This is a genomic window from Candidatus Protochlamydia phocaeensis (assembly GCF_001545115.1).
Taxonomy (GTDB): Bacteria; Chlamydiota; Chlamydiia; order Chlamydiales; family Parachlamydiaceae; genus Protochlamydia_A; species Protochlamydia_A phocaeensis.
This window is the reverse complement of sequence record NZ_FCNU01000029.1, coordinates 26,340-44,385: the sequence shown is the minus strand read 5'-3', so window position 1 is coordinate 44,385 and position 18,046 is coordinate 26,340. Positions and strand designations below refer to the sequence as shown.

Genomic DNA, 18,046 nt, shown 5'->3' with positions numbered 1-18,046 from the left:
AGTATGGACCTGACAATTGTCACATATGGGGGCGGAGAAGTTCTGGAGAAAATTTTTAATGCTATTGCCATGCTTTTCTATGGAGGTGAGCATAGCGTAATTCGTTCGATGATGATTGTTATTGCTTCCATCACGGGATGCTGGGCAATAAGCTCGGCCCTTTTTTCTCAGTCATTGAACCCCCTTTTATCAAAATACTTCTTCCCCATTCTCGTGATCTCTTGCTTGCTCCTTGTTCCGACCGCGACAGTTCACATTGAAGATCTACTAGCCCTAGAGGCGACGGGAGAAAACAGTGCTTTCAAATCCAAAGTATACAAGGTTGATAATGTTCCAGCCTTTCTCGCCAAATTTGCTGAATATGTGAGCTCTATTGGTTATCAATTAACTGTAGCAATTGAAAGTGTCATGCATGAAACCAATGACCTTACTTATAATGCCACAGGCATGATCTTTGGAGCAGAAGCAGCTCTTGATACAAAACGCTATCAATTGACTAATGCAACCCTAGAGCAGAATTTAAGGCGTTTTTCTAAGCAATGCGTTCTCTATGACGTTGCTTTGGGGAAATACTCCGTTGATCAATTGAAGAAGGCTTCTGACTTATGGGCCTTTTTTGAGAGCAATACTTCAAATGTCCGCATGATCAATTATTGTTCTCCTGAAACAAAGAAATGTTCTTATTTACCCTGTAAAGAATCTCTGAAGGCGATGGCACCCTATTTTGAAAGTGAAAAGGGGTATTATGCCAAAACAGATATTCTGGGTAATTTGCCTCTAACCTTTCAGGCTTTGACAGGTTTGACTCAAGAAAAAGGGAAATTGATAGGCCAACAGCTGGTTATGAATCTTTTAGCAGATGAATATAATGGCAGTCGCTTTGCCAATCATCGGGCGTATGATCAGCAGCAAAACACAATGCAAATTGCAGGGTCTTTAGCAGGTAGTACCCTTATCAGTTTGCGCGGCATAATTGAGGCTATCATTTATGCAGGTTTCATTTTTATCATTCCTCTATCTCTTCTTCCGGGAGGTTTAAAAATTATCTCTAAATGGGCAAGCTTATTAGTTTGGATTCAGTTTTGGCCGCCTTTATATGCAATTATTAATTACATTATTCAAATCAATGCACAAGAGCATGCAACAACCATTTTCAACGGCTTATCTTCTGAACAGATAGGGCTCAGTTTTTTTACCAATATTGGTCTCAAACACTTACAGAATAATATGATCGCTGCAAGTGGCTATCTTTATACCCTTGTCCCCATTCTGAGTTATGCACTCATGAAAGGAGGTGAGCATATTGTTTCTAATTTAGCTGGATCTCTGGTAGCGCCCATGCAAAATGCAGCATCCTCTGCCGCCATTGAGCAAACAACAGGCAATTACTCATTTGCCAATACAAGCTTTGGGCAATTTTCTTATCAAAATACGACGGGTTTTCAAAGCAATCTAGCCCCTTCTCTTTCATCAGGCTATTTTACCGATAATCAAGGATCTTCTACAGCTATCTATTCATCAGGTGAAAACATTTTAAAGCAGAACAATTCGGATTTAAGAACCAATTTATCCGCTGATGAATTAATCAGCCAAAGTGTGCAACGGAACGAGCAACAGGCAACTTCCTTGCTCAATAGTGCACAGCGTACTTATCAAGAGAGCTTATCTGTTCATAGTAAGACTGGGGTTGATTTAGCTGAACATTTGGCAAATTCAAGCAATTATAACGAAGGGATTTCTCAAAGAGATTGTCACACCCTTCAAGAAAGTGCCTCTTTTCTCCTGAATGAGGCTACTAATTGGGGTGAACAATATGGGCTAAATGCAAAAGAGAGCTTGGATTTATTGCTAAATGCCTCTCTTGGATATTCAGCATTTGGAGGACAAGGTTCCTATACTTTTGGGGCAGATCGAACCGAAATGTTTAATTCGGCCAAAGCTATTACTGAAGGGGAAAGTTTTCAGAAAAATTTGCAAACGATTAAAGATTTTGCTGAGTCAAAAAATTTCAGCATTTTGCAAGATGAAGGTATTCGATATGCCCAAAGCTTCAGCTCTGCTCTTGACCAGGTTAAGAGCTCTCAATCAGCCTATCAATTTGCTGAAAACTATCTGGATCAAATCTCTCAGAATGCGTCATGGTTAAAACAAAATGCCCATTTGATAAAACAATCTCTCAATCAAGACTTTGTTAATTGGAGTCAGCAAAAGTTTGCTCGAGAAGGAGGATTTAGTCGTGTAGAAGAAATTCTTTCTCAAGGCTCAGAGCAAGATAAGCAATGTTTAGCTATGGAATTCATTCAAGATCTTAGGAATGAAAAAACGATGGATTATTCTCCTCTTTGGAAACAGCCTTCTTTTATCCCCGTTCCTACCCTTGATCTAAAAGCTGAGGAAGAAAGTTTGGGAGAAAACGGAGTTAATTTATTGAAACAAGGCATTGAAGGAGGCTTTACAGATAACAAACTCCATCGATGGGATTCAAACGAACGAATGGATTCTCTGAGTGCTCGTCATACTCAAAATAAAGAATTTTATAAGGATCAAATAGAAGATAGCTTTGGAAAGCTGACAGCTTTGCAAGAAGATGGGCAAATCAAGTTTCAAGAAGAAAAAGATAAAATCCTAATCGATCGTGCTACTAAGCATGCTATTCCTGAAACTCGTCAAGCGCTATTTGATCCGCCTTATAATCACATTAAATCGCAATTTCAGAAACCATTTTGGCTAAAGGATGATGAATAAATGGGGGTCATCCATACTTTGACAGAAGGGGGGCAAATTTGGGCCCACCGCGTGCGCATGTTCAAACAAGTAATGAAGATTGCTATTATCTTTTCCTGTCTTATTTGGATTGGATTATTTGGCTATAGGATGAGTCGTTTGCCTAATCTGATTTATTACGCATCTTATTATCATTTACAGGCTAATTATTCTTTATCGGCTTCTGTGGATCAAATAGAGGTAGATCATCAAATTTGGCAGGTAATCGCTCATGAAAAGCAATCTCAGAGATTAAAAGTTAGTTCTAAGCGGGTCTTTAATTACACAAAACCTTATTGGGATCAATTAGTTCTGATAGGCCATCAAAACTTAATAATGACAAGCCAAATTACTTTTTTTGCTTTTATTGGAATTATCTTTTTCTTTTTTATTAGAGGGAGGATTTCTAAGAGGAAAGAACACATTTCGGGAAAGAAAGTGTCCTCTGCTTGGAAAATAAAAACCTTATTAAAATTGAAAGGACAAGCCTCTTCTATTAAGCTTGGCAATTTACCAATTGTTAGGCGATCTGAGACTCAACATATTTTGATAACAGGCGGAACGGGAAGTGGTAAAACAAACTGTTTTAATAACATTTTACCTCAAATTCGAAAAAATAAGCAGCGAGCTATCATAATTGATACAACAGGAGTTTTTGTTGAACGATATTTTAGAGTAGGAAAAGATATTTTGCTCAATCCATGTGATGAAAGAAGTGTATCTTGGCATCCTTGGATAGAATGTCGAGATAGGCTTGATTTTGATTCCCTTGCAGAGGGATTTATTCCTCAAAGTTATTCAGAAAATGATGAATATTGGAGAACCGCATCTCGCAGTCTTTTGAGCGCTGCTTTGCTAAAATTAAATTTCCAGAAAAATACTTCTGAGCTAACAAATAAGCTATTATTTGAACCTCTTTCTAAGCTAGCTGAATTTGTTCAAGGAACGAAAGCAGCAGCTCATATTGACTTGAATTCAGAAAGAACTGCTGGGTCGGTAAGATCTGTGGCTTCCTCTTTTTTGGGTTGTTTAGAATTTTTACAAGACACAGAGAGTCCATTTTCAATTAGAGAATGGATAGAGAAAGAGCAAAATGATAGTTGGTTATTTTTGGCGTGTAAACCCATTCAAAGGCCAGCACTAAATCCTCTTATTGCGGCGTGGTTTTCTGTCGCTATTCGAAGTTTAATGCAATTAAAGCCAAGCTTAGATAGGAGAATATGGTTTATCATTGATGAGCTTCCTTCATTAAATAAATTGAAAGATTTGGATATTCTTCTGTGTGAAAGCCGCAAATATGGGGGCTGTGCCCTATTAGCACTTCAAAGTCCAGCCCAGCTCAATTCTATATATGGCCCCAATGGCGCTAAAACTATTTTGGGAAATTGTGCCACTAAAATTGTATTTGCAGAACAGGATCCAGAAGTTGCAGAGCAAATTTCTAAAATTTTTGGCGATAGAGAAATTAAAGAATATCAAGAAGGCTTATCCTATGGAGCTAACGATGTCAGGGATGGAGTGAATTTATCTTTGCAAACTCGCAACATTCCTCTTGTTAATACAACAGATATTCAATTTTTAGAGAAGAACCAAGCCTACATTAAGCTAGCGGGTAATATTCCAATTGCAAAAATTAATTTTAAAATTATAAAGTAGGGAAATAGGGAGGCTTATATGCCATACTTTATTTTTTTTGTGAATAAACCCATTAGCATTTTGTACTATATAATGGGATTATTGGGAATAATTGTCTCTTCTTACATTGAAGCTGCTTTAGTGGGAGACGTGAACATAACTTTTGGATTATTTCCTAGAGCAATAGCATTTACTCTCTGGTATCCTTACTTTTTATTTTATTTTTATATTTTAAATGATAATGAAAACTGTAAAATCCAAGGTGTAAATTTATTCTGCCTTAAAGCATCTATGAAAATGGCATTTTTTATTAATCTGGCAATAGTAGTTATGATTTGTTGGGGCATTGCCAAGATTAATGCACACTATACAGAAATCTCTTTGTATTGTTCTTTATTTATTTTATTCTATAGCGGGTTAAGTATTAAGTTATTGGAAAAATACATAGTTGCAAGACTCATTTCAGAAGGCATAAAGAAAAATGTAAAGCTTAAGGATTTCGATTTAAGTAAATTCTATACTGAAGCTAGAGAAGTTTTTATGAAGAAGCTAGTGCACGAGTAGCGATGTTTGGCGGTTAATATCGCGACGCGATATTAACGGCCAAACGAGCGTTGTTCTTATTGAGCAGTAATGCGAGAGCGGCCGGACTGGCTTACGATGACATAAACAGGTTGTTCAACACCAAAGCAATCATCCATTCCTTGAACCACAGTCATTAATCTTCCATCATTCAACTCAACAATGTATTCCAAAGCTGTTTGTTGTTTTAATTTTTTTTCAATAAAAGCCCCTGTTACGGCTCCGGCAGCAGCTCCAGCTGCCGTAGGAAGTAAATTCCCTCGACCTAGGACATTGCCAAGCACGCCACCAGCTACTCCTCCACTAGCAATACCCACTTGATTACTATCTAATTGCTCACTTTGCTCAACTGTTACTTCACGCACATTTTTAATCACCCCTGTATAAGTAAAGGAGGCTTCTCCTACTTGCCTAGAAGCATAGACATCAGAAGAAATTTGTCTAGCGCAAGACGCTAGAGATAAAGCACTAATTGCCAAAAATAAAACTTTCATCGCAAGTTTCATACTCTCATCCATTTGGTAGATTTTTTGATATGAAATCAAACCTCATTTGATTCAATTATGAATTGAACGTAAATAAATTATGTTATTTAATCAAGTAAATTATATGGTTTTTCTTACATATTGAATGTTTATTTTAATAATGAAATAAACGGGATTTTAAATCCGCTTTAGGGTTTGCAAGGAAGTCAAAATTTTGTTTAAATCTAATATTTTATAGATAATTAAATTCAATAAATAAAAGGACTTATGAATCCTAACAATACTTCCTTAAACAAATTAAAAAGTTTTTCTATTCGAATAGCGGAGCATTTGTATGAGCGATTTTCTAAACACATTCAACTTCTTAAATATGTAAGAAAAACATCAAAAAATAAAGCAAAGTGGATAGAAGAATCCTTTATCGAAAAATTAGAGAGAGAACGAGAACTCAGCTTTGATACCATTCCAGATGAGAAAATTTTGCATTTTAAAATCGATGAGCAATTGTACCAAGAAATAGAAGATAGAGTTAATATTATTAAAAAATTTCGTAATTACTCCAAGAAGCAATGGATGGTGGAAGCTATTTATGAAAAGCTGGAAAGAGAGGAACAAGAAGCGAAAAGACTGATGCAGAACATGCTTCAAGAAGCATCTAAAAGAGAAGATTTAAAAATTGAAAATGAAATTTTATAGCCTATCAAAATAGGCAGCAAAATAGCGCTATATTCATCTTATAGTTAAATAAGAATCCTAGCTTACATCTTAGGAAAAATAAATATTATCAGACGTGACTGGGGTGCGGGTAATGCAAGCAAAAACCATGAAAATTTAGTTATATTTGATTTGTTATCCCAAATAATCTAAAATAAAAATAAAGGACATCTCATGCCGTTTAAGCCGCTAGATGAAAAAAATCTACCGACAATATTTGAAGATGATTGGCTGGAGTCTCGTAAAAGGCAGCATTGATTATAAGCTGTACGATGAGAATGGCGCTTTTATTTGCTCTATCAAAATTGCTCATGGAAAGAAGAGTAAACAAAAAGTTGTTGCGCATAGTGTTCATAAAACCGAAGTTGAATTTAAGAAGAGAGGTTGGCCATGGCCACCACAAAAGAAATTAAAGAACAGTTAAAAATAGCTCTTAAAGAAGTTGGTGAGATCAAGCCTTGGTATGATAGATCTTTTAAAAATTGGATCTTCAGTCATCCCGCTTACCCCGTTGAATATGCTGGTGATTCAAAAGATGAAGTCATAGAAAAATATCCCACGTATCTTAGAGAATTCATAAAAGAAAGACTCAATGATAACTTAAGCCCATTGACAGAAAGGGAAACAAAGGGAAGAGGAGGGAAACGGGAAGGCGCAGGCAGACCAAAAGGAACAACCAAAGAGCATAAGACTCGCATCTACATTCCCGATGATATTGCAGAATGGCTTAAGCAACCTGGCGCTATGGAAGAGTTGCGTAAGTTAATGCGTCGTCGTTCGGTCGCTTAAATGTTTATTGATTTTATTTCTAGATTTGATTTGTTCTTCTAAATTACAAAAGCTTTAAGCAGCAAAGAGGATGGCATTCCCATAAATTTTTTACTTTCAAGGACTTAATCTGGAAGAAAAAGGCTTTAAGATGTTTTTCTGCTCTGCAAAAGATTAATGCTCGCGATTGTTTAATTGCTAAGGTCACTCAATCTTCAAGGCGGCAAGCGAATAAGAGAGGTTTTGTCTTTGCGGACAGAGCAAATAGATTGAGAGGAAAGAGAAATAACATTTACCCAAAGCAAAACAAAAGGCGTAATCAAACAAACAGTAATAACTTATCCCGAAACCCTTATGCTAGCACTAAAGGAACATATTGGAGACCGAAAAGGGGTTGCCTTTCTTTCAGGTTATATTGAATCGGGTCGCTAATACATTTGCTAAGGCCGGCAAAATGGCTGGAATTCCATTCAAAATATAACGCCTCATGTTTTGCGAGCTTCAGTGGTAACTTATTTAAAGCAGCAAGGCTTTTATTCAAAAGGTGAACGACCACGTATCAAGCGAGATGGTTAACGCTTAAAACAAGTATGCTCGTGCGGATAATACTAGTAAAAAGTTATCTTTATAGATAAGATTTATAAAATTTTATTTGTTAGGGTCGCAGCATTTAGGAATACAGTTAGGTCTGACAACGCTATACATTTCAATATGCTCAGGTTTTATTTCTCTTGAAACTAAGATCTTTATCTTATTTGCAATGTCTTCAAATAGAATTTTTAATATTCTTTCTTGGTTATCTGTGATTAAGTTTGTAAAAGATTGATTTAGGAACACAATAAGCCTAATTTCAAAAGGATTGCTTTTTTTCAGATTTATAGTATCCATATGAGAATATGCAATATTTAAGATATCGCTTCCGCTATAATTTTGAACCTCTTTTGCTGTGGCTTCTATTACTAGCTCACATTTATACAATTTAAAATCTGAAAGAAGTAGATGGCAAGTGCATTATAGACTTAGGAGCAGGGAAATTATTTAAAAGACTGCAATTAGATCATTTATCTCTGAATGTTTTTAAAAAATTTTTATCACCAACTTCTATTGCTAAAGTAGTAGTTGAGACAGGCCTGCCAGAGGCAGATATTAGCAATTTTTGTGCGCATCTGTTAAAAGAAGGAATTTTAATTCCATATCAAATTATTCCAGAAAATTATACTAGGTTTGATAGGCATCTTAACTATTATTTGCTTAATGGATTGGATCCCATAAAAACTCAGGATAATCTTAAGAAACTATCTATTACCCTGTTAGGTGTTGGGGGAATTGGCAATTGGATCGCTTTAAACTTTGTAGGAATGGGAATCCAAAAAATTAGGCTTGTTGATCCTGATATAATTGAAGAATCGAATCTAACAAGACAAGTTTTATTTGGCGAAAAAGATGTTGGAAAATTTAAAGTTGAGATAGCAGAAAAACAGCTTAAAGAAAGAAATAAGGATTTAACTATAGAAGCTATCAAAGAAAAGGTAACAGAATCTAATATATCAGATTTGATTGATAAGGCTGATTTTGTCATTTTATCTGCTGATAGGCCTTTCTTCTATATTCAAAAACTGGTAAATCAAGCCTGTGTAAAGCTGAAAATTCCTTTATTAAATGTAGGTTATGCAGCAGGAGAAGGCTTAATGGGACCTCTTGTTATTCCTGGTGTTTCCTCTTGTCTTGCTTGCAATGGATATTTAGATGGAAATAATTACTATTTAAAAGAAAAAAGAAACGCCGAAGAATTGGCTAATCATTTTAGATCGCCTTCTTTTGCTTGTTTGAACTCTCTAATCTCTTGTATGGCTTCTTTCGAAATCATAAAGTTTTTTTTGGGATATGGTGAGTGTATATCTGTGAATAATGCAATTCGTATAGATCCTCTAGATTTTAGTATTAGAAAAGTATCCTGTGTAAGGAATCCACAATGCAGTATATGCCAACAAGTATGATTACTAATATTTATCCTAGTTATTTAGAAATGGAATCAAAAAACATGGAGACAAGAATAACTCTTCGGTCTCTATCTCGGGATGACTTAAAATGCTTTTATACATGGGCTAGTGATCCTGAAGTAGCTCAGACTATGACTTGGGAAGCTTATTCTTCGGAAGAAGAAGCTTATAAATTTTTAGTTGAAGTAGCAGAAAAACATTCTTGGTTTAAAGCCATTTGCCTTGACGGAGTACCTATAGGTTCGGTTACTTTATCTCAAGGTAAAGGCAATGCTGCTTGCCGAGCAGAGTTAGGCTATGTATTGGCAAAAGCATATTGGGGGAAAGGCATAGCAACACTAGCTGTAAAAAATGCAATTAAACAAGGTTTTAATGACTTGGGCGTTAAACGCATCGAAGCATTAGTTGATCCAGAAAATATATCTTCTCAAAAAGTATTAGCAAAAGCTGGACTGAGTTGTGAAGGACTTCTTAAAAATTATATTCTTTTTAAGGGAGAAATGAGAGATCGGTATATCTATGCAATTGTTAACTGATTAATAAACTAAAAAGCTGTCAAATTAGCATACTTGTTTGCTTGAAACTTTATCCTACGGAATAATAAGTTGTTTATGGATACCTATTAGTATTAATAAATACGGATTGGAATTGCCCCTATAAAACCGGACCACTAACTTGCGATTTGTAATTTATTTAAATACTCTCTTGGAGAGAGCATTTTTAAAGCCTTGTGAGGGGCTTTATTATTGTAATCATCTATCCATTTTGGCAATTGTTCCAAAATAGCCTTGGCATCTTGAAGATTGCCAAAATAAACATAATCTCTTTTAAAAGTTTTAACAAAAGCTTCAGCCATGCCGTTGCTTTCTGGACTGTAAGCTGGAGTTGTTCTTATTTCTAAGCCAAGCATTCTTCCAAAGTTTACTGTTTCTTTAGCTGTATAGCAGCTGCCATTATCGCTGAGCCATTGCAATCTTGCATGCGCTTTTGGCCGGCCAAAGCGATATTCAACTGTTTCTAGCATTAAGTCTCTGATCATTTGGCCATCAATGCCTATGGTTGAAGCAACATAGCGCATAATTTCTCTGTCGCAGGTATCCAAAGAGAAAGCGACATGAACGCGATCTCCATTGAAGCACTGAATAGAGAAGCTATCTGAGCACCATCTTGTATTGCTAAAAAGAGTCTCTACTTTACCTGTATGAGCTCTGCTTGGCCTTCTTGCAGGCTTTTGCAATAAAAGATGATGTCTCTTCATTAACCGAAAAATTCTTTTATGGTTAATGAGATTTTCTCCTCTTGCCGCTAACTGCTTATTAATAAGAGCCTTCACTCTTCGATATCCATAAGTCGGTCTCCCTTTAATGACTTCTTTTATTAAAGCAATAATCTTCTCGTCATTTGCCTGGCAATAGAGGGCAGGCTCAGGAGAAGAGGGCTTCTTTAATTGTTGCATAAGATTAGACCGAGACACTTGCATGGCTTCTGCTATTTTCCTTATGCTAAATCGTTTAAGTTTGGCAAGGGCTGCCGCAAGATGAGTTTTTTTTCCTGCCCTATCTTGATCGCTTCTTTTAAAATTTCATTTTCTAGCGTCTTCTTACCAAGCATGCGCTCCAATTCCCGGATACGCTTTTCCATTTCCTTGACTTGGCTCTTAGGGACAAGTTCTTCTCCACTTTGAATTCCTTGAAGTGCACCTTCTTCCATCTGTCTCCTCCATGCAAAAAGCTGACTTGGTGTTATACCATATCTTCTTGCAACTTGGGAAACAGATTGTCCTTCCAGATAAGTCTCTTCAATAATTTGTTTCTTCTCTTCCAAAGACCAACGTCTTCTTCTTTCTACTGATGTAATGAGTTTACAATTAGTCATAAATCTAGTCATACTCCTATCTCTTAAGGAGCAAGCTAGGTGGTCCTGTCTATTTAGGGAGCACTACATCTTTCATGTTGTTAGAGAATTTGATAAATATAAAGGCACCAGAAAAATTGAACCCAAGCTAATTGCAAAATGGGAAAATGGATTACTTCTATTTTATGATTCCATTCAGTGAAAGAAATACTTTAAGAGAAAATAAATATTATCAGACATGATATGGTTATTCTATAAATGATGAAATCAATTTTATTTGATAATATATACCGCATTCAATTATGCGATTTAATAGAAATTTAATTATTGAGAATTATCCACTTTAAAGTTATATAATTTTTTATAAATCTATACCAGAAGGTTTGTTTGGGGTGATTTTTATAAGAAAGAAGGAATAGGGTCCCCCCAGGGATTTTATCCTCAAAGTCAGGAGACTATGGAAAATTTTTTCAATTCGGGAGCTTAATCTGGGATGAAGAAGACATCTCAAGTCACGCAGCTTTGCGCCTTTTGGAAATTGTAGATAAAGGAATCTATCGCCCTCAAATTTACAGAAAAAGAGCTTAATTAAGAATTATTATGGCAGTAGGCATACCTTTTACGTGGAAGGCTTTTATTGTAAGCTGGGCTTTTATAAAATAGCCTGGTTCCAGGAATGGAAATTAAAGCATGCTTATATTATAAAGAACTAATCAGGAAAAGCTAAAACAAAATACATCTCGTCAAAAGCTTATTCCGAGAGATAACTTTACAATCTCATCAAAAAAAAATTGAAAATTTTCTAAAGGGATCTCTTAGCTTAAGTAAGGAATTAAACGAAATTCATTCCTCCTGTTATAAATGGGCTAAAAAGCAAATAGAAATAGAACGTGATTTTATTGCCCCTGAAGAATGCCTTTGGAAGGTTGAGGAATTCTGCCATTTCTTAGATCTGAAACCGAATAACGAAAATTAATTAAGAGCCTGCGTGAAAAAGAAATCGTCATCTCACTTCTCTTTTCGTCCATCTTCCTGGATAACCGCTTTATGCTTAGGTATAGGAATTGGCATAACCAGCCAACGCATACCTGAACTAAGGGCTTATACAAATCAAGTTGTTCAGCCAATCGAGCAGCAGGTATTTACTCACCAATATACGCAAGAGAGCCGCTTTTCTGGGCAGCCCATCTCTTCCTTTCATATCAACAGGCCTGGCTATTCTCTTGCTTATGATGCCCGCAATCGCAATCCTGCTTGGGTTTATGAGCATCTCACGGCAGAGAGTATTAAAGGCGATACTGACCGCTCACATTCTGACTTTAAAGAAGACGACAGCATACCACCTCATCTACGAGCTACATTAACAGACTATCGAGGAAGTGGATTTGATCGTGGACACATGGCGCCAGCCGCCGATCATCGCTCCAGTCCTTCGGCAATGGCAGATACTTTTTTCATGACAAATATGTGTCCGCAATGCCCAGAGCTAAATCGTGGGTATTGGTCTAAACTGGAAAAGCATGTAAGAGACCTAACTAAGCAATATGCGAATATCCACGTCGTCACAGGCCCGCTCTATTTGCCTTATACAGATGTTGACGGCAAGCGATACGTCAAATATCAGGTCCTAGGTTCAAACCGTGTCGCAGTGCCCACGCATTTTTTTAAAGTACTGACTTTGGATAAAGGTCATGGACAAGCTTTGACTATTGCCTATATCCTGCCTAATGAGCCTGTACCATCAAATACGCCATTAGAGAAATTTCAAACGTCCGTCCAGAAAGTAGAGCAAGCGGCAGGAATTCTTTTTAATCCAGCTAACAATAAATTTTAAATGGTATTTGAATGAAAATCTTTTACACTGGTTTTTTATGCTGTAGCCTTAATTTTACCAACCTTATTGGATCCGAGGATTTTGATGCAAAATATCAAGAAATATTCGATTTATCCGCAGAGAAGCTATGTATTTTAAAATCAATTGATAATCTGGATAAAGCTATTAACCTATGTTCTGATATCCAAGACATAGAAAATCAGCAAGCTGTTTTTAGTCGATTAAGTTTCTGTTTTCAGGGCTTAAAGAGCGCGTTCTGGGCAGCTGATTATGAAAAGGCAAAACAAATTGTATTAACATTAAATGAAAATCTCGGGGAAATTTTAGCTGATTGTATAGAATCCAAAAGAGATGAAATTACTGCTGCTGTAAACGCCATGATGGCTGCCATCGAGACAGATAATGAAGAAAGGTCTTAATTTATCTTCAAAAAATTATTAATAAATAATTTTGATTTAAGTTCTCCTGAAAAATTTTATTTATTGCAATAAATAAAATTTTTTAACGAATATATAGGAGAACAAAATGAGAAAGATTTTTTATAGTTTGTTTTTAACATTATCACTTAGTATTTCAACTAGTGCCTTCGCCGAAAGAATTTATATCAGTGCAAAAGATGTAATGGTTGCTGAAAATGGAATTATTGTGAATTTAAATGATTATGCTGAAATGGTGGATGCTATTTACTACGATGAAAATGGAATTTTCTTCGAACCCAAAGTAGCATGGATGTGTTCAAATGGTCATTATGTGAGTGGGACGACAACTTGTCCAAAATGTGGCGATAAACAAAGAAAATAAGAATGATTTAATGAAGAAGCATTTAGTTTATTTTTCTTTATTTTAAGGATTCAATTGAATTTCAAAGTCTTCAAGAAAAATTAAAACAAATTCCAAAATGGGTCATACATTCATTTCGATATTAAATCTTTCGGAGAGAGCTTCATGCCTCTTTACTATAGTAATAATTCTTGTTAGCATAGGGTTATACTCTTTTCGTTCGATTCCTACCATATAATTCACATAGTTTTAGATACTAATACTGCTTTGCAACACGTGAATGATGCTAAACTACGATTCAAGAGTTGAAAGGAGATAGCAGTATTTCAACAACAGGCCATTATCTCTAGAGCTCTTTGAAGCAAGTTAAGAAGAAATTGCAAGGTTGGTTATTGTAATTGAACTTAAAAGTGTTATATCAAGCTCATTCCAATTCTAAAATTTTGATTGGTTGTTAAATTCTAAATTTTGATATAACCATCCTCTTTTATTTTTAGGAGCGATAACAATGAGAATGCTGTTCTTTTCCTTTATCGGATTACTAGTTACGACTTTTTCTTTTGCATGTGAATGCGAGCATGTTTATGAATATGAAATAATGGCTACTGTTGATGCTGAATATGATGAAAATGAAGATGACTATTTATATGATTCCAATATATGTAGACAGAGGGAAGATGATCCTAAAAAACTTTTAAAATTAGCATCTTATGCTTTTGATAAATTAAGATATAGAAAATGCCTTCAATATATTAAACGATATGAAGATGTCGTTTCTCCGCCTCCCTATGCACCTTCTAAAGAACAAAAAATTATTATTGAAACTTACAGGGCTTATTGCAAAAAATACTTAAAAAGTTATGACAGTGCAATCGATCACTTTGAAAATATTATTTATTTAATAAATGACCGTTCCGATGATAGTTTTGAATTAAAGGATGAATGTAAATTTATTACTTATTTTGAGCATGCTCAATGTTTTCTCCTTAAGGGTGAGAAAAATGAATACAGGAGAAGAATCAAGAAGATAATAGAAATGAGAGTTGCTCCTAGCTATAGCTACTATGTGAAAAACGACTTCAGAATTAACCACCAGCCCTGTTTTCATAATCATCCAATTAGTAAAACTGAATCCTTCTACTTTCATGAGTTAGCTCCTCGATTATTAGGAGAAGAGCTTTATGCAACAATGGTTAAGAATCAACAAACACCTAAATTTTATACGGTTGCTGATCTAGATGAAGACAAAGAATTTTGCCGCAGGCTGTGTGGTCGAGCAAGTATTCTAAGCGCTATAATAGTTGGTTGTATTACGAAGAAAGCTGAAGCTATAGCAGCAACCATGGCTCTTGGAGAAATTCTTTTAGATTGTGATAATTGTTGCAATGAAGGTTTTGGAAGTAAAAATTGTTTAAAAGATATAAAAACAGTTTTTTGGCAAGTTTGTCAGGAAAATTTACTAGAAGGATTATAAGATGGAAAATTTGATCATCCTTCCATTTGGCATTATTTTAGGCTGGATCTTATATAAAATAGGTAATAACCATCCAACTATTACCTACTTAGTTGGCATTTTACCCTATTTTGTTTTCTTTTGGTTTTCAAGCTATAATAGAGAGCTTTGGGGACCTTATCGAATAGCTATCCTCTTAGGCACAATTCTCGCTATTATTATCTGGAAAAGCCTAGAAGCAATAAATAAAAAAAAGAATGTCAGTATTTAATTGAGCTGATCTGGACTTAATCTGACACCTATATTAAATGTTATATAAAATAATTGAGACCGAAGCCCAAGTTTTCCCAGAGGGCATCGGTCTCCATAACAAATATAGGTGTATTATGAATCATAGCGATCAACATAAAATTATCAAGAATAAACTAGGTCTTTTGCAGCTTGCTCATACACTTGGTAATGTAAGCCAAGCTTGCAGAGTTATGGGCTATTCTCGAGATAGCTTTTATAGGTATAAAGAGCTTTACGAGACCGGTGGAGAACTGGCTCTGCAAGAAATAAGCCGCAAGAAACCCTGTCTAAAAAATCGAATAGATGAAATACAACAAATGCATCATTTATCAATCCCGTATTAAATTTACGCTGGAATTACGACCCAATTTATTATATACACAACGTTTACAAATTAAGAGAAGAGCTACGCATTTCTACTAAGAAACATGATGAGATAGTACAAGAAACATATAGAAATTGTATTAGAGAAAAAAAAGAATTCATAAGGCCAGATTTCCAAGAAGGTAGAGAAGCATGGTCGTGTTGGGAAAAATCCTATAAACAAAAACAGATCGATATCCTACAGACAATAGAACCAGGGAGTTGGATAGAAGTAGAAATTACATTATTCCCTTCAAACTTGTTGGAGATAGATTGGATGGAATTCTCCATAGACATATCCACTATTAGCCCATAAGAGCTAAATCTATTAATTTTTAAATCTCTTCCTGCTTTTGAGCAAAGGACCTCTCTTTCATTTTTCATGGTGCAGTAGCGGTGCAATGATGCAGCACTTTTACCCGCATGATTGCACAAAAACCGATAGCAATCAAATCGTATCTTCTTTAAGATTATGTTCATAGCGGTTGGATGATGTTGAGTGAAACGGAAGTCCGCCTCCCTCATAACCCGCTGGTCGTAGGTTCAAATCCTACTTGCCCCACTTTTTTTAATTTGGCTTCATAACAGTGTATAGATGGGAAATTGATGTAGCGCCAGATTTAAGACTTTTAGCGATTGTCACTAGCGTGGCACACTGGCGGCACACAAAGACCCTATACATCCCAGCACTTCCCAGCAAAAGCAATCATCAGATTGTCATCATTGCTCACCGTTTAAACTTAAAAGCGGAGATTGAGCAACATGGCAACTATTCAAAAACGAAAGAATAAGAACGGAAGTACCAGTTATCGGGTCATGATTCGACCCAATGATGGACTGCCTCCAACTTATAAAACCTTCCCAACACTTCAAGAAGCCAAATCATGGAGGATTTTTATGCTCAACTTTCGGTTTATCCAGAAATACTAGAGTTTGTTAATCAAGCAATAGAAATTGTTCGAAAAAATCATAATATGATCATAAATAGTCCTTCTTCTTATTCAGTTAATACTCATAATGATTTAAATCCAGGAAATATTCTTACAGTGAAGATCCTTTTTATGATTTAAGCTATTTTGCAATTTTTCATGCATATGACAAGGAAATAGAAATGACCCTTCTAAACACTTATCTTAATAGAAATCCTAGTCCAGAAGAATTGCATCGGTATTATCTAACTAAAAGTGTTAATTTTGCTAGAATTTCTTTATCCTGTTTTTTCATATCTTTTATCCAAAATGTACCTGATATTGTTTCTGATATGCCTTTAAAGACTTGGAAGGATTATGCAAAGATTCTGGCAGATAAGACATATGGTAATTTATCCATTTCTCAATTTTTCTATAATTTAGCACGAGCAGCTCTTCAAGAAGCTATCTTTCTGAATTAAAAGATTCATTTTATCAAATCTTTTGTGAGATAATAAAAAGCGGTATTTCTGGCATATCCTTCTCTAAAAAAATCAATGGCAAAGCCATTCTTTTGGTAGAATTCAAGCGCTTGAAAGCTCATTGTTTCGACAAATGCAAATTGGCAGCCTCGTTTTTTGCCAAACTCTAATGCATATTCCATTAGCTGAGTGGCGATTCCTTGGCCTCTATATTTCTTTTCTACAAAAAGATATTTGATATGCAGCTGCTCCCAAAATATTTGAACAACGATAGCACCTATAAATTTGCTCTGATCGAAAATCTCAAATGAAATAGGTTCTTCACTCAAGCCATTGATGCCAGTGGCCTCAATTGCTTGCTCACTAAAGCCTTGAAAAATTTTCTTTTTGATCTCATCGCTAAGTGGATTTTGCTTAATTTGAAAGCTCATAATTTCTTGCCCACTGCAATATCATGAGGACTTGATGGTTCGCCACTCGGATCATCAAAAGGCATATCGCTATAGCCATTCTTGCGATAAAGGCTAAGAGCATCTGGTCTTGCTTCATCATGAATAGATTTAATGCCTTGTCTTTTTAGCCATTGTTCACACAGCTCAAGAAATTGCGAACCAAATCCTTGATGACGGTAAGGTTCATCGATGACAAAAATTCTGAGAGCTGCTCTTTGACCTTGCCAAAATTGAATATGTGCATATCCAAGCATCTCAACACCTTGATAAAGAATCAGATGTGCGTGCTCTTGATGATCGAATGTCCATGTGTAGGGATCGGCCATAGATAAGGGATCAAAAAAATATTTTTGCCTTAGCTTTCGGGCAAAATTCAACTCAGCATAATGTGTGCATTTCATGATGCGAATGCGATTAAAGTTTGCTGCCTTTAAGACTTTTCTTATGAAAGCATCCTTGCCAAGATTATATCCTGTAAAAGCCGAGCCTCTCTTTTCATAAGAAGCTTCATCTTTTAAAAGATTTTCTTTTAAACTAGCGTACTCATTTCTGGCTTCTGGATGATTCCTTAAATAGTCTCTAAAAGTGAGATTGAGCTCAATTTCTGGATGACCTTCTTCATAAACATGGAGATTTGTGTCCACAACCTTTCAGAGCGGTTAAAATAAAAGCGCATGGGAAT

19 protein-coding genes and 1 pseudogene are annotated in these 18,046 nt (G+C 35.6%); 16 read left to right on the top strand and 4 right to left on the bottom strand.

Features of this window, described 5'->3' with window-relative positions; genetic code table 11:
* The first annotated feature begins 3 nt into the window (after positions 1-3).
* From BN3769_RS11200 to BN3769_RS11190, 3 genes are read left to right on the top strand one after another with little or no spacing between them, the layout of a single operon-like run.
* Positions 4-2,745, top strand: coding sequence for a conjugal transfer protein TraG N-terminal domain-containing protein (locus BN3769_RS11200; protein ID WP_068470616.1), 2,742 nt, complete (start codon positions 4-6; stop codon positions 2,743-2,745).
* The gene (gene traD / locus BN3769_RS11195) at positions 2,746-4,419 is read left to right on the top strand and encodes a type IV conjugative transfer system coupling protein TraD (RefSeq protein WP_068470614.1); all 1,674 of its coding nucleotides are present in this window, start codon (positions 2,746-2,748) and stop codon (positions 4,417-4,419) included.
* A gap of 18 nt (positions 4,420-4,437) precedes the next feature.
* A complete protein-coding gene (locus BN3769_RS11190) occupies positions 4,438-4,962 on the top strand; it encodes a hypothetical protein (protein WP_068470612.1) in 525 nt (174 codons plus the stop codon).
* 56 nt (positions 4,963-5,018) lie between these two features.
* Here the strand turns inward: BN3769_RS11190 and BN3769_RS11185 are convergent, their stop codons facing one another.
* Entirely contained in the window at positions 5,019-5,486 is a 468-nt protein-coding gene (locus BN3769_RS11185; RefSeq protein WP_068470609.1) for an outer membrane lipoprotein, read from the bottom strand.
* A gap of 246 nt (positions 5,487-5,732) precedes the next feature.
* On the opposite strand from BN3769_RS11185, the gene BN3769_RS11180 reads away from it, so the two are divergent.
* From BN3769_RS11180 to BN3769_RS11155, 5 genes are all read left to right on the top strand, one after another.
* Positions 5,733-6,161, top strand: a complete 429-nt coding sequence (locus BN3769_RS11180; protein WP_068470608.1) for a hypothetical protein — start codon at positions 5,733-5,735, stop codon at positions 6,159-6,161.
* A gap of 211 nt (positions 6,162-6,372) precedes the next feature.
* Entirely contained in the window at positions 6,373-6,603 is a 231-nt protein-coding gene (locus tag BN3769_RS14940; protein WP_068470606.1) for a hypothetical protein, read from the top strand.
* On the top strand, positions 6,570-6,968 hold the full coding sequence (locus tag BN3769_RS11170) for a hypothetical protein (protein WP_068470604.1): 399 nt from the start codon (positions 6,570-6,572) through the stop codon (positions 6,966-6,968). Before BN3769_RS14940 ends, BN3769_RS11170 begins: the two co-directional genes overlap by 34 nt.
* Before the next feature lie 1,238 nt (positions 6,969-8,206).
* Positions 8,207-8,944, top strand: coding sequence for a HesA/MoeB/ThiF family protein (locus tag BN3769_RS11160; RefSeq protein WP_195155577.1), 738 nt, complete (start codon positions 8,207-8,209; stop codon positions 8,942-8,944).
* The gene (locus BN3769_RS11155; protein ID WP_079989535.1) at positions 8,920-9,483 is read left to right on the top strand and encodes a GNAT family N-acetyltransferase; all 564 of its coding nucleotides are present in this window, start codon (positions 8,920-8,922) and stop codon (positions 9,481-9,483) included. Before BN3769_RS11160 ends, BN3769_RS11155 begins: the two co-directional genes overlap by 25 nt.
* Before the next feature lie 134 nt (positions 9,484-9,617).
* Here the strand turns inward: BN3769_RS11155 and BN3769_RS11150 are convergent.
* Positions 9,618-10,822, bottom strand: a protein-coding gene (locus BN3769_RS11150; protein ID WP_154017897.1) for an IS3 family transposase whose coding sequence is annotated in 2 segments (ribosomal slippage) — positions 9,618-10,498 and positions 10,498-10,822 — 1,206 coding nt in all. Because the reading frame shifts where the segments join, the coding sequence is not laid out codon by codon here.
* 712 nt (positions 10,823-11,534) lie between these two features.
* On the opposite strand from BN3769_RS11150, the gene BN3769_RS15295 reads away from it, so the two are divergent.
* The 8 genes and pseudogenes from BN3769_RS15295 to BN3769_RS11100 all read left to right on the top strand — a co-directional run bounded on the left by BN3769_RS15295 (position 11,535) and on the right by BN3769_RS11100 (position 16,912).
* Entirely contained in the window at positions 11,535-11,777 is a 243-nt protein-coding gene (locus BN3769_RS15295; RefSeq protein ID WP_079989541.1) for a DUF29 family protein, read from the top strand.
* A 12-nt stretch (positions 11,778-11,789) separates the two neighbouring features.
* A complete protein-coding gene (locus tag BN3769_RS11135) occupies positions 11,790-12,635 on the top strand; it encodes a DNA/RNA non-specific endonuclease (protein ID WP_068470590.1) in 846 nt (281 codons plus the stop codon).
* A gap of 11 nt (positions 12,636-12,646) precedes the next feature.
* Positions 12,647-13,054 carry a hypothetical protein gene (locus BN3769_RS11130; protein WP_068470588.1) on the top strand — a complete coding sequence of 136 codons (408 nt, stop codon included), beginning with the start codon at positions 12,647-12,649 and terminating at the stop codon, positions 13,052-13,054.
* A gap of 106 nt (positions 13,055-13,160) precedes the next feature.
* Positions 13,161-13,436: a hypothetical protein gene (locus BN3769_RS11125; RefSeq protein ID WP_068470586.1), complete on the top strand. Its 276-nt coding sequence runs from the start codon at positions 13,161-13,163 to the stop codon at positions 13,434-13,436.
* A 487-nt stretch (positions 13,437-13,923) separates the two neighbouring features.
* Complete coding sequence (locus BN3769_RS11120) at positions 13,924-14,889, top strand: hypothetical protein (protein WP_068470584.1); 966 nt, start codon at positions 13,924-13,926, stop codon at positions 14,887-14,889.
* Between the two features lies 1 nt (position 14,890).
* Entirely contained in the window at positions 14,891-15,139 is a 249-nt protein-coding gene (locus tag BN3769_RS11115; protein ID WP_068470582.1) for a hypothetical protein, read from the top strand.
* A 115-nt stretch (positions 15,140-15,254) separates the two neighbouring features.
* Positions 15,255-15,464: pseudogene (locus tag BN3769_RS11110) on the top strand (helix-turn-helix domain-containing protein); the annotation flags it as partial.
* A gap of 1,169 nt (positions 15,465-16,633) precedes the next feature.
* Complete coding sequence (locus BN3769_RS11100; RefSeq protein ID WP_068470576.1) at positions 16,634-16,912, top strand: hypothetical protein; 279 nt, start codon at positions 16,634-16,636, stop codon at positions 16,910-16,912.
* A 5-nt stretch (positions 16,913-16,917) separates the two neighbouring features.
* Here the strand turns inward: BN3769_RS11100 and BN3769_RS11095 are convergent, their stop codons facing one another.
* Both BN3769_RS11095 and BN3769_RS15155 read right to left on the bottom strand, forming a co-directional pair.
* Positions 16,918-17,343: a GNAT family N-acetyltransferase gene (locus BN3769_RS11095; RefSeq protein ID WP_068470574.1), complete on the bottom strand. Its 426-nt coding sequence runs from the start codon at positions 17,341-17,343 to the stop codon at positions 16,918-16,920.
* Positions 17,340-18,008, bottom strand: coding sequence for a GNAT family N-acetyltransferase (locus tag BN3769_RS15155; protein ID WP_068470572.1), 669 nt, complete (start codon positions 18,006-18,008; stop codon positions 17,340-17,342). Before BN3769_RS15155 ends, BN3769_RS11095 begins: the two co-directional genes overlap by 4 nt.
* Positions 18,009-18,046 lie beyond the last annotated feature (38 nt).

Excerpts from the sequence above, each read along its gene's own strand:
- BN3769_RS11120 (WP_068470584.1), top strand. The coding sequence starts at position 13,924 with ATGAGAATGCTGTTCTTTTCCTTTATCGGATTACTAGTTACGACTTTT.
- BN3769_RS11130 (WP_068470588.1), top strand. The coding sequence starts at position 12,647 with ATGAAAATCTTTTACACTGGTTTTTTATGCTGTAGCCTTAATTTTACC.
- BN3769_RS11190 (WP_068470612.1), top strand. The coding sequence starts at position 4,438 with ATGCCATACTTTATTTTTTTTGTGAATAAACCCATTAGCATTTTGTAC.
- BN3769_RS11095 (WP_068470574.1), bottom strand. The coding sequence starts at position 17,343 with ATGAGCTTTCAAATTAAGCAAAATCCACTTAGCGATGAGATCAAAAAG.
- BN3769_RS11115 (WP_068470582.1), top strand. The coding sequence starts at position 14,891 with ATGGAAAATTTGATCATCCTTCCATTTGGCATTATTTTAGGCTGGATC.
- BN3769_RS11180 (WP_068470608.1), top strand. The coding sequence starts at position 5,733 with ATGAATCCTAACAATACTTCCTTAAACAAATTAAAAAGTTTTTCTATT.
- traD (WP_068470614.1), top strand. The coding sequence starts at position 2,746 with ATGGGGGTCATCCATACTTTGACAGAAGGGGGGCAAATTTGGGCCCAC.
- BN3769_RS11185 (WP_068470609.1), bottom strand. The coding sequence starts at position 5,486 with ATGAAACTTGCGATGAAAGTTTTATTTTTGGCAATTAGTGCTTTATCT.
- BN3769_RS14940 (WP_068470606.1), top strand. The coding sequence starts at position 6,373 with ATGAAAAAAATCTACCGACAATATTTGAAGATGATTGGCTGGAGTCTC.
- BN3769_RS11200 (WP_068470616.1), top strand. The coding sequence starts at position 4 with ATGGACCTGACAATTGTCACATATGGGGGCGGAGAAGTTCTGGAGAAA.
- BN3769_RS11155 (WP_079989535.1), top strand. The coding sequence starts at position 8,920 with ATGCAGTATATGCCAACAAGTATGATTACTAATATTTATCCTAGTTAT.
- BN3769_RS11100 (WP_068470576.1), top strand. The coding sequence starts at position 16,634 with ATGACCCTTCTAAACACTTATCTTAATAGAAATCCTAGTCCAGAAGAA.
- BN3769_RS11125 (WP_068470586.1), top strand. The coding sequence starts at position 13,161 with ATGAGAAAGATTTTTTATAGTTTGTTTTTAACATTATCACTTAGTATT.
- BN3769_RS11170 (WP_068470604.1), top strand. The coding sequence starts at position 6,570 with ATGGCCACCACAAAAGAAATTAAAGAACAGTTAAAAATAGCTCTTAAA.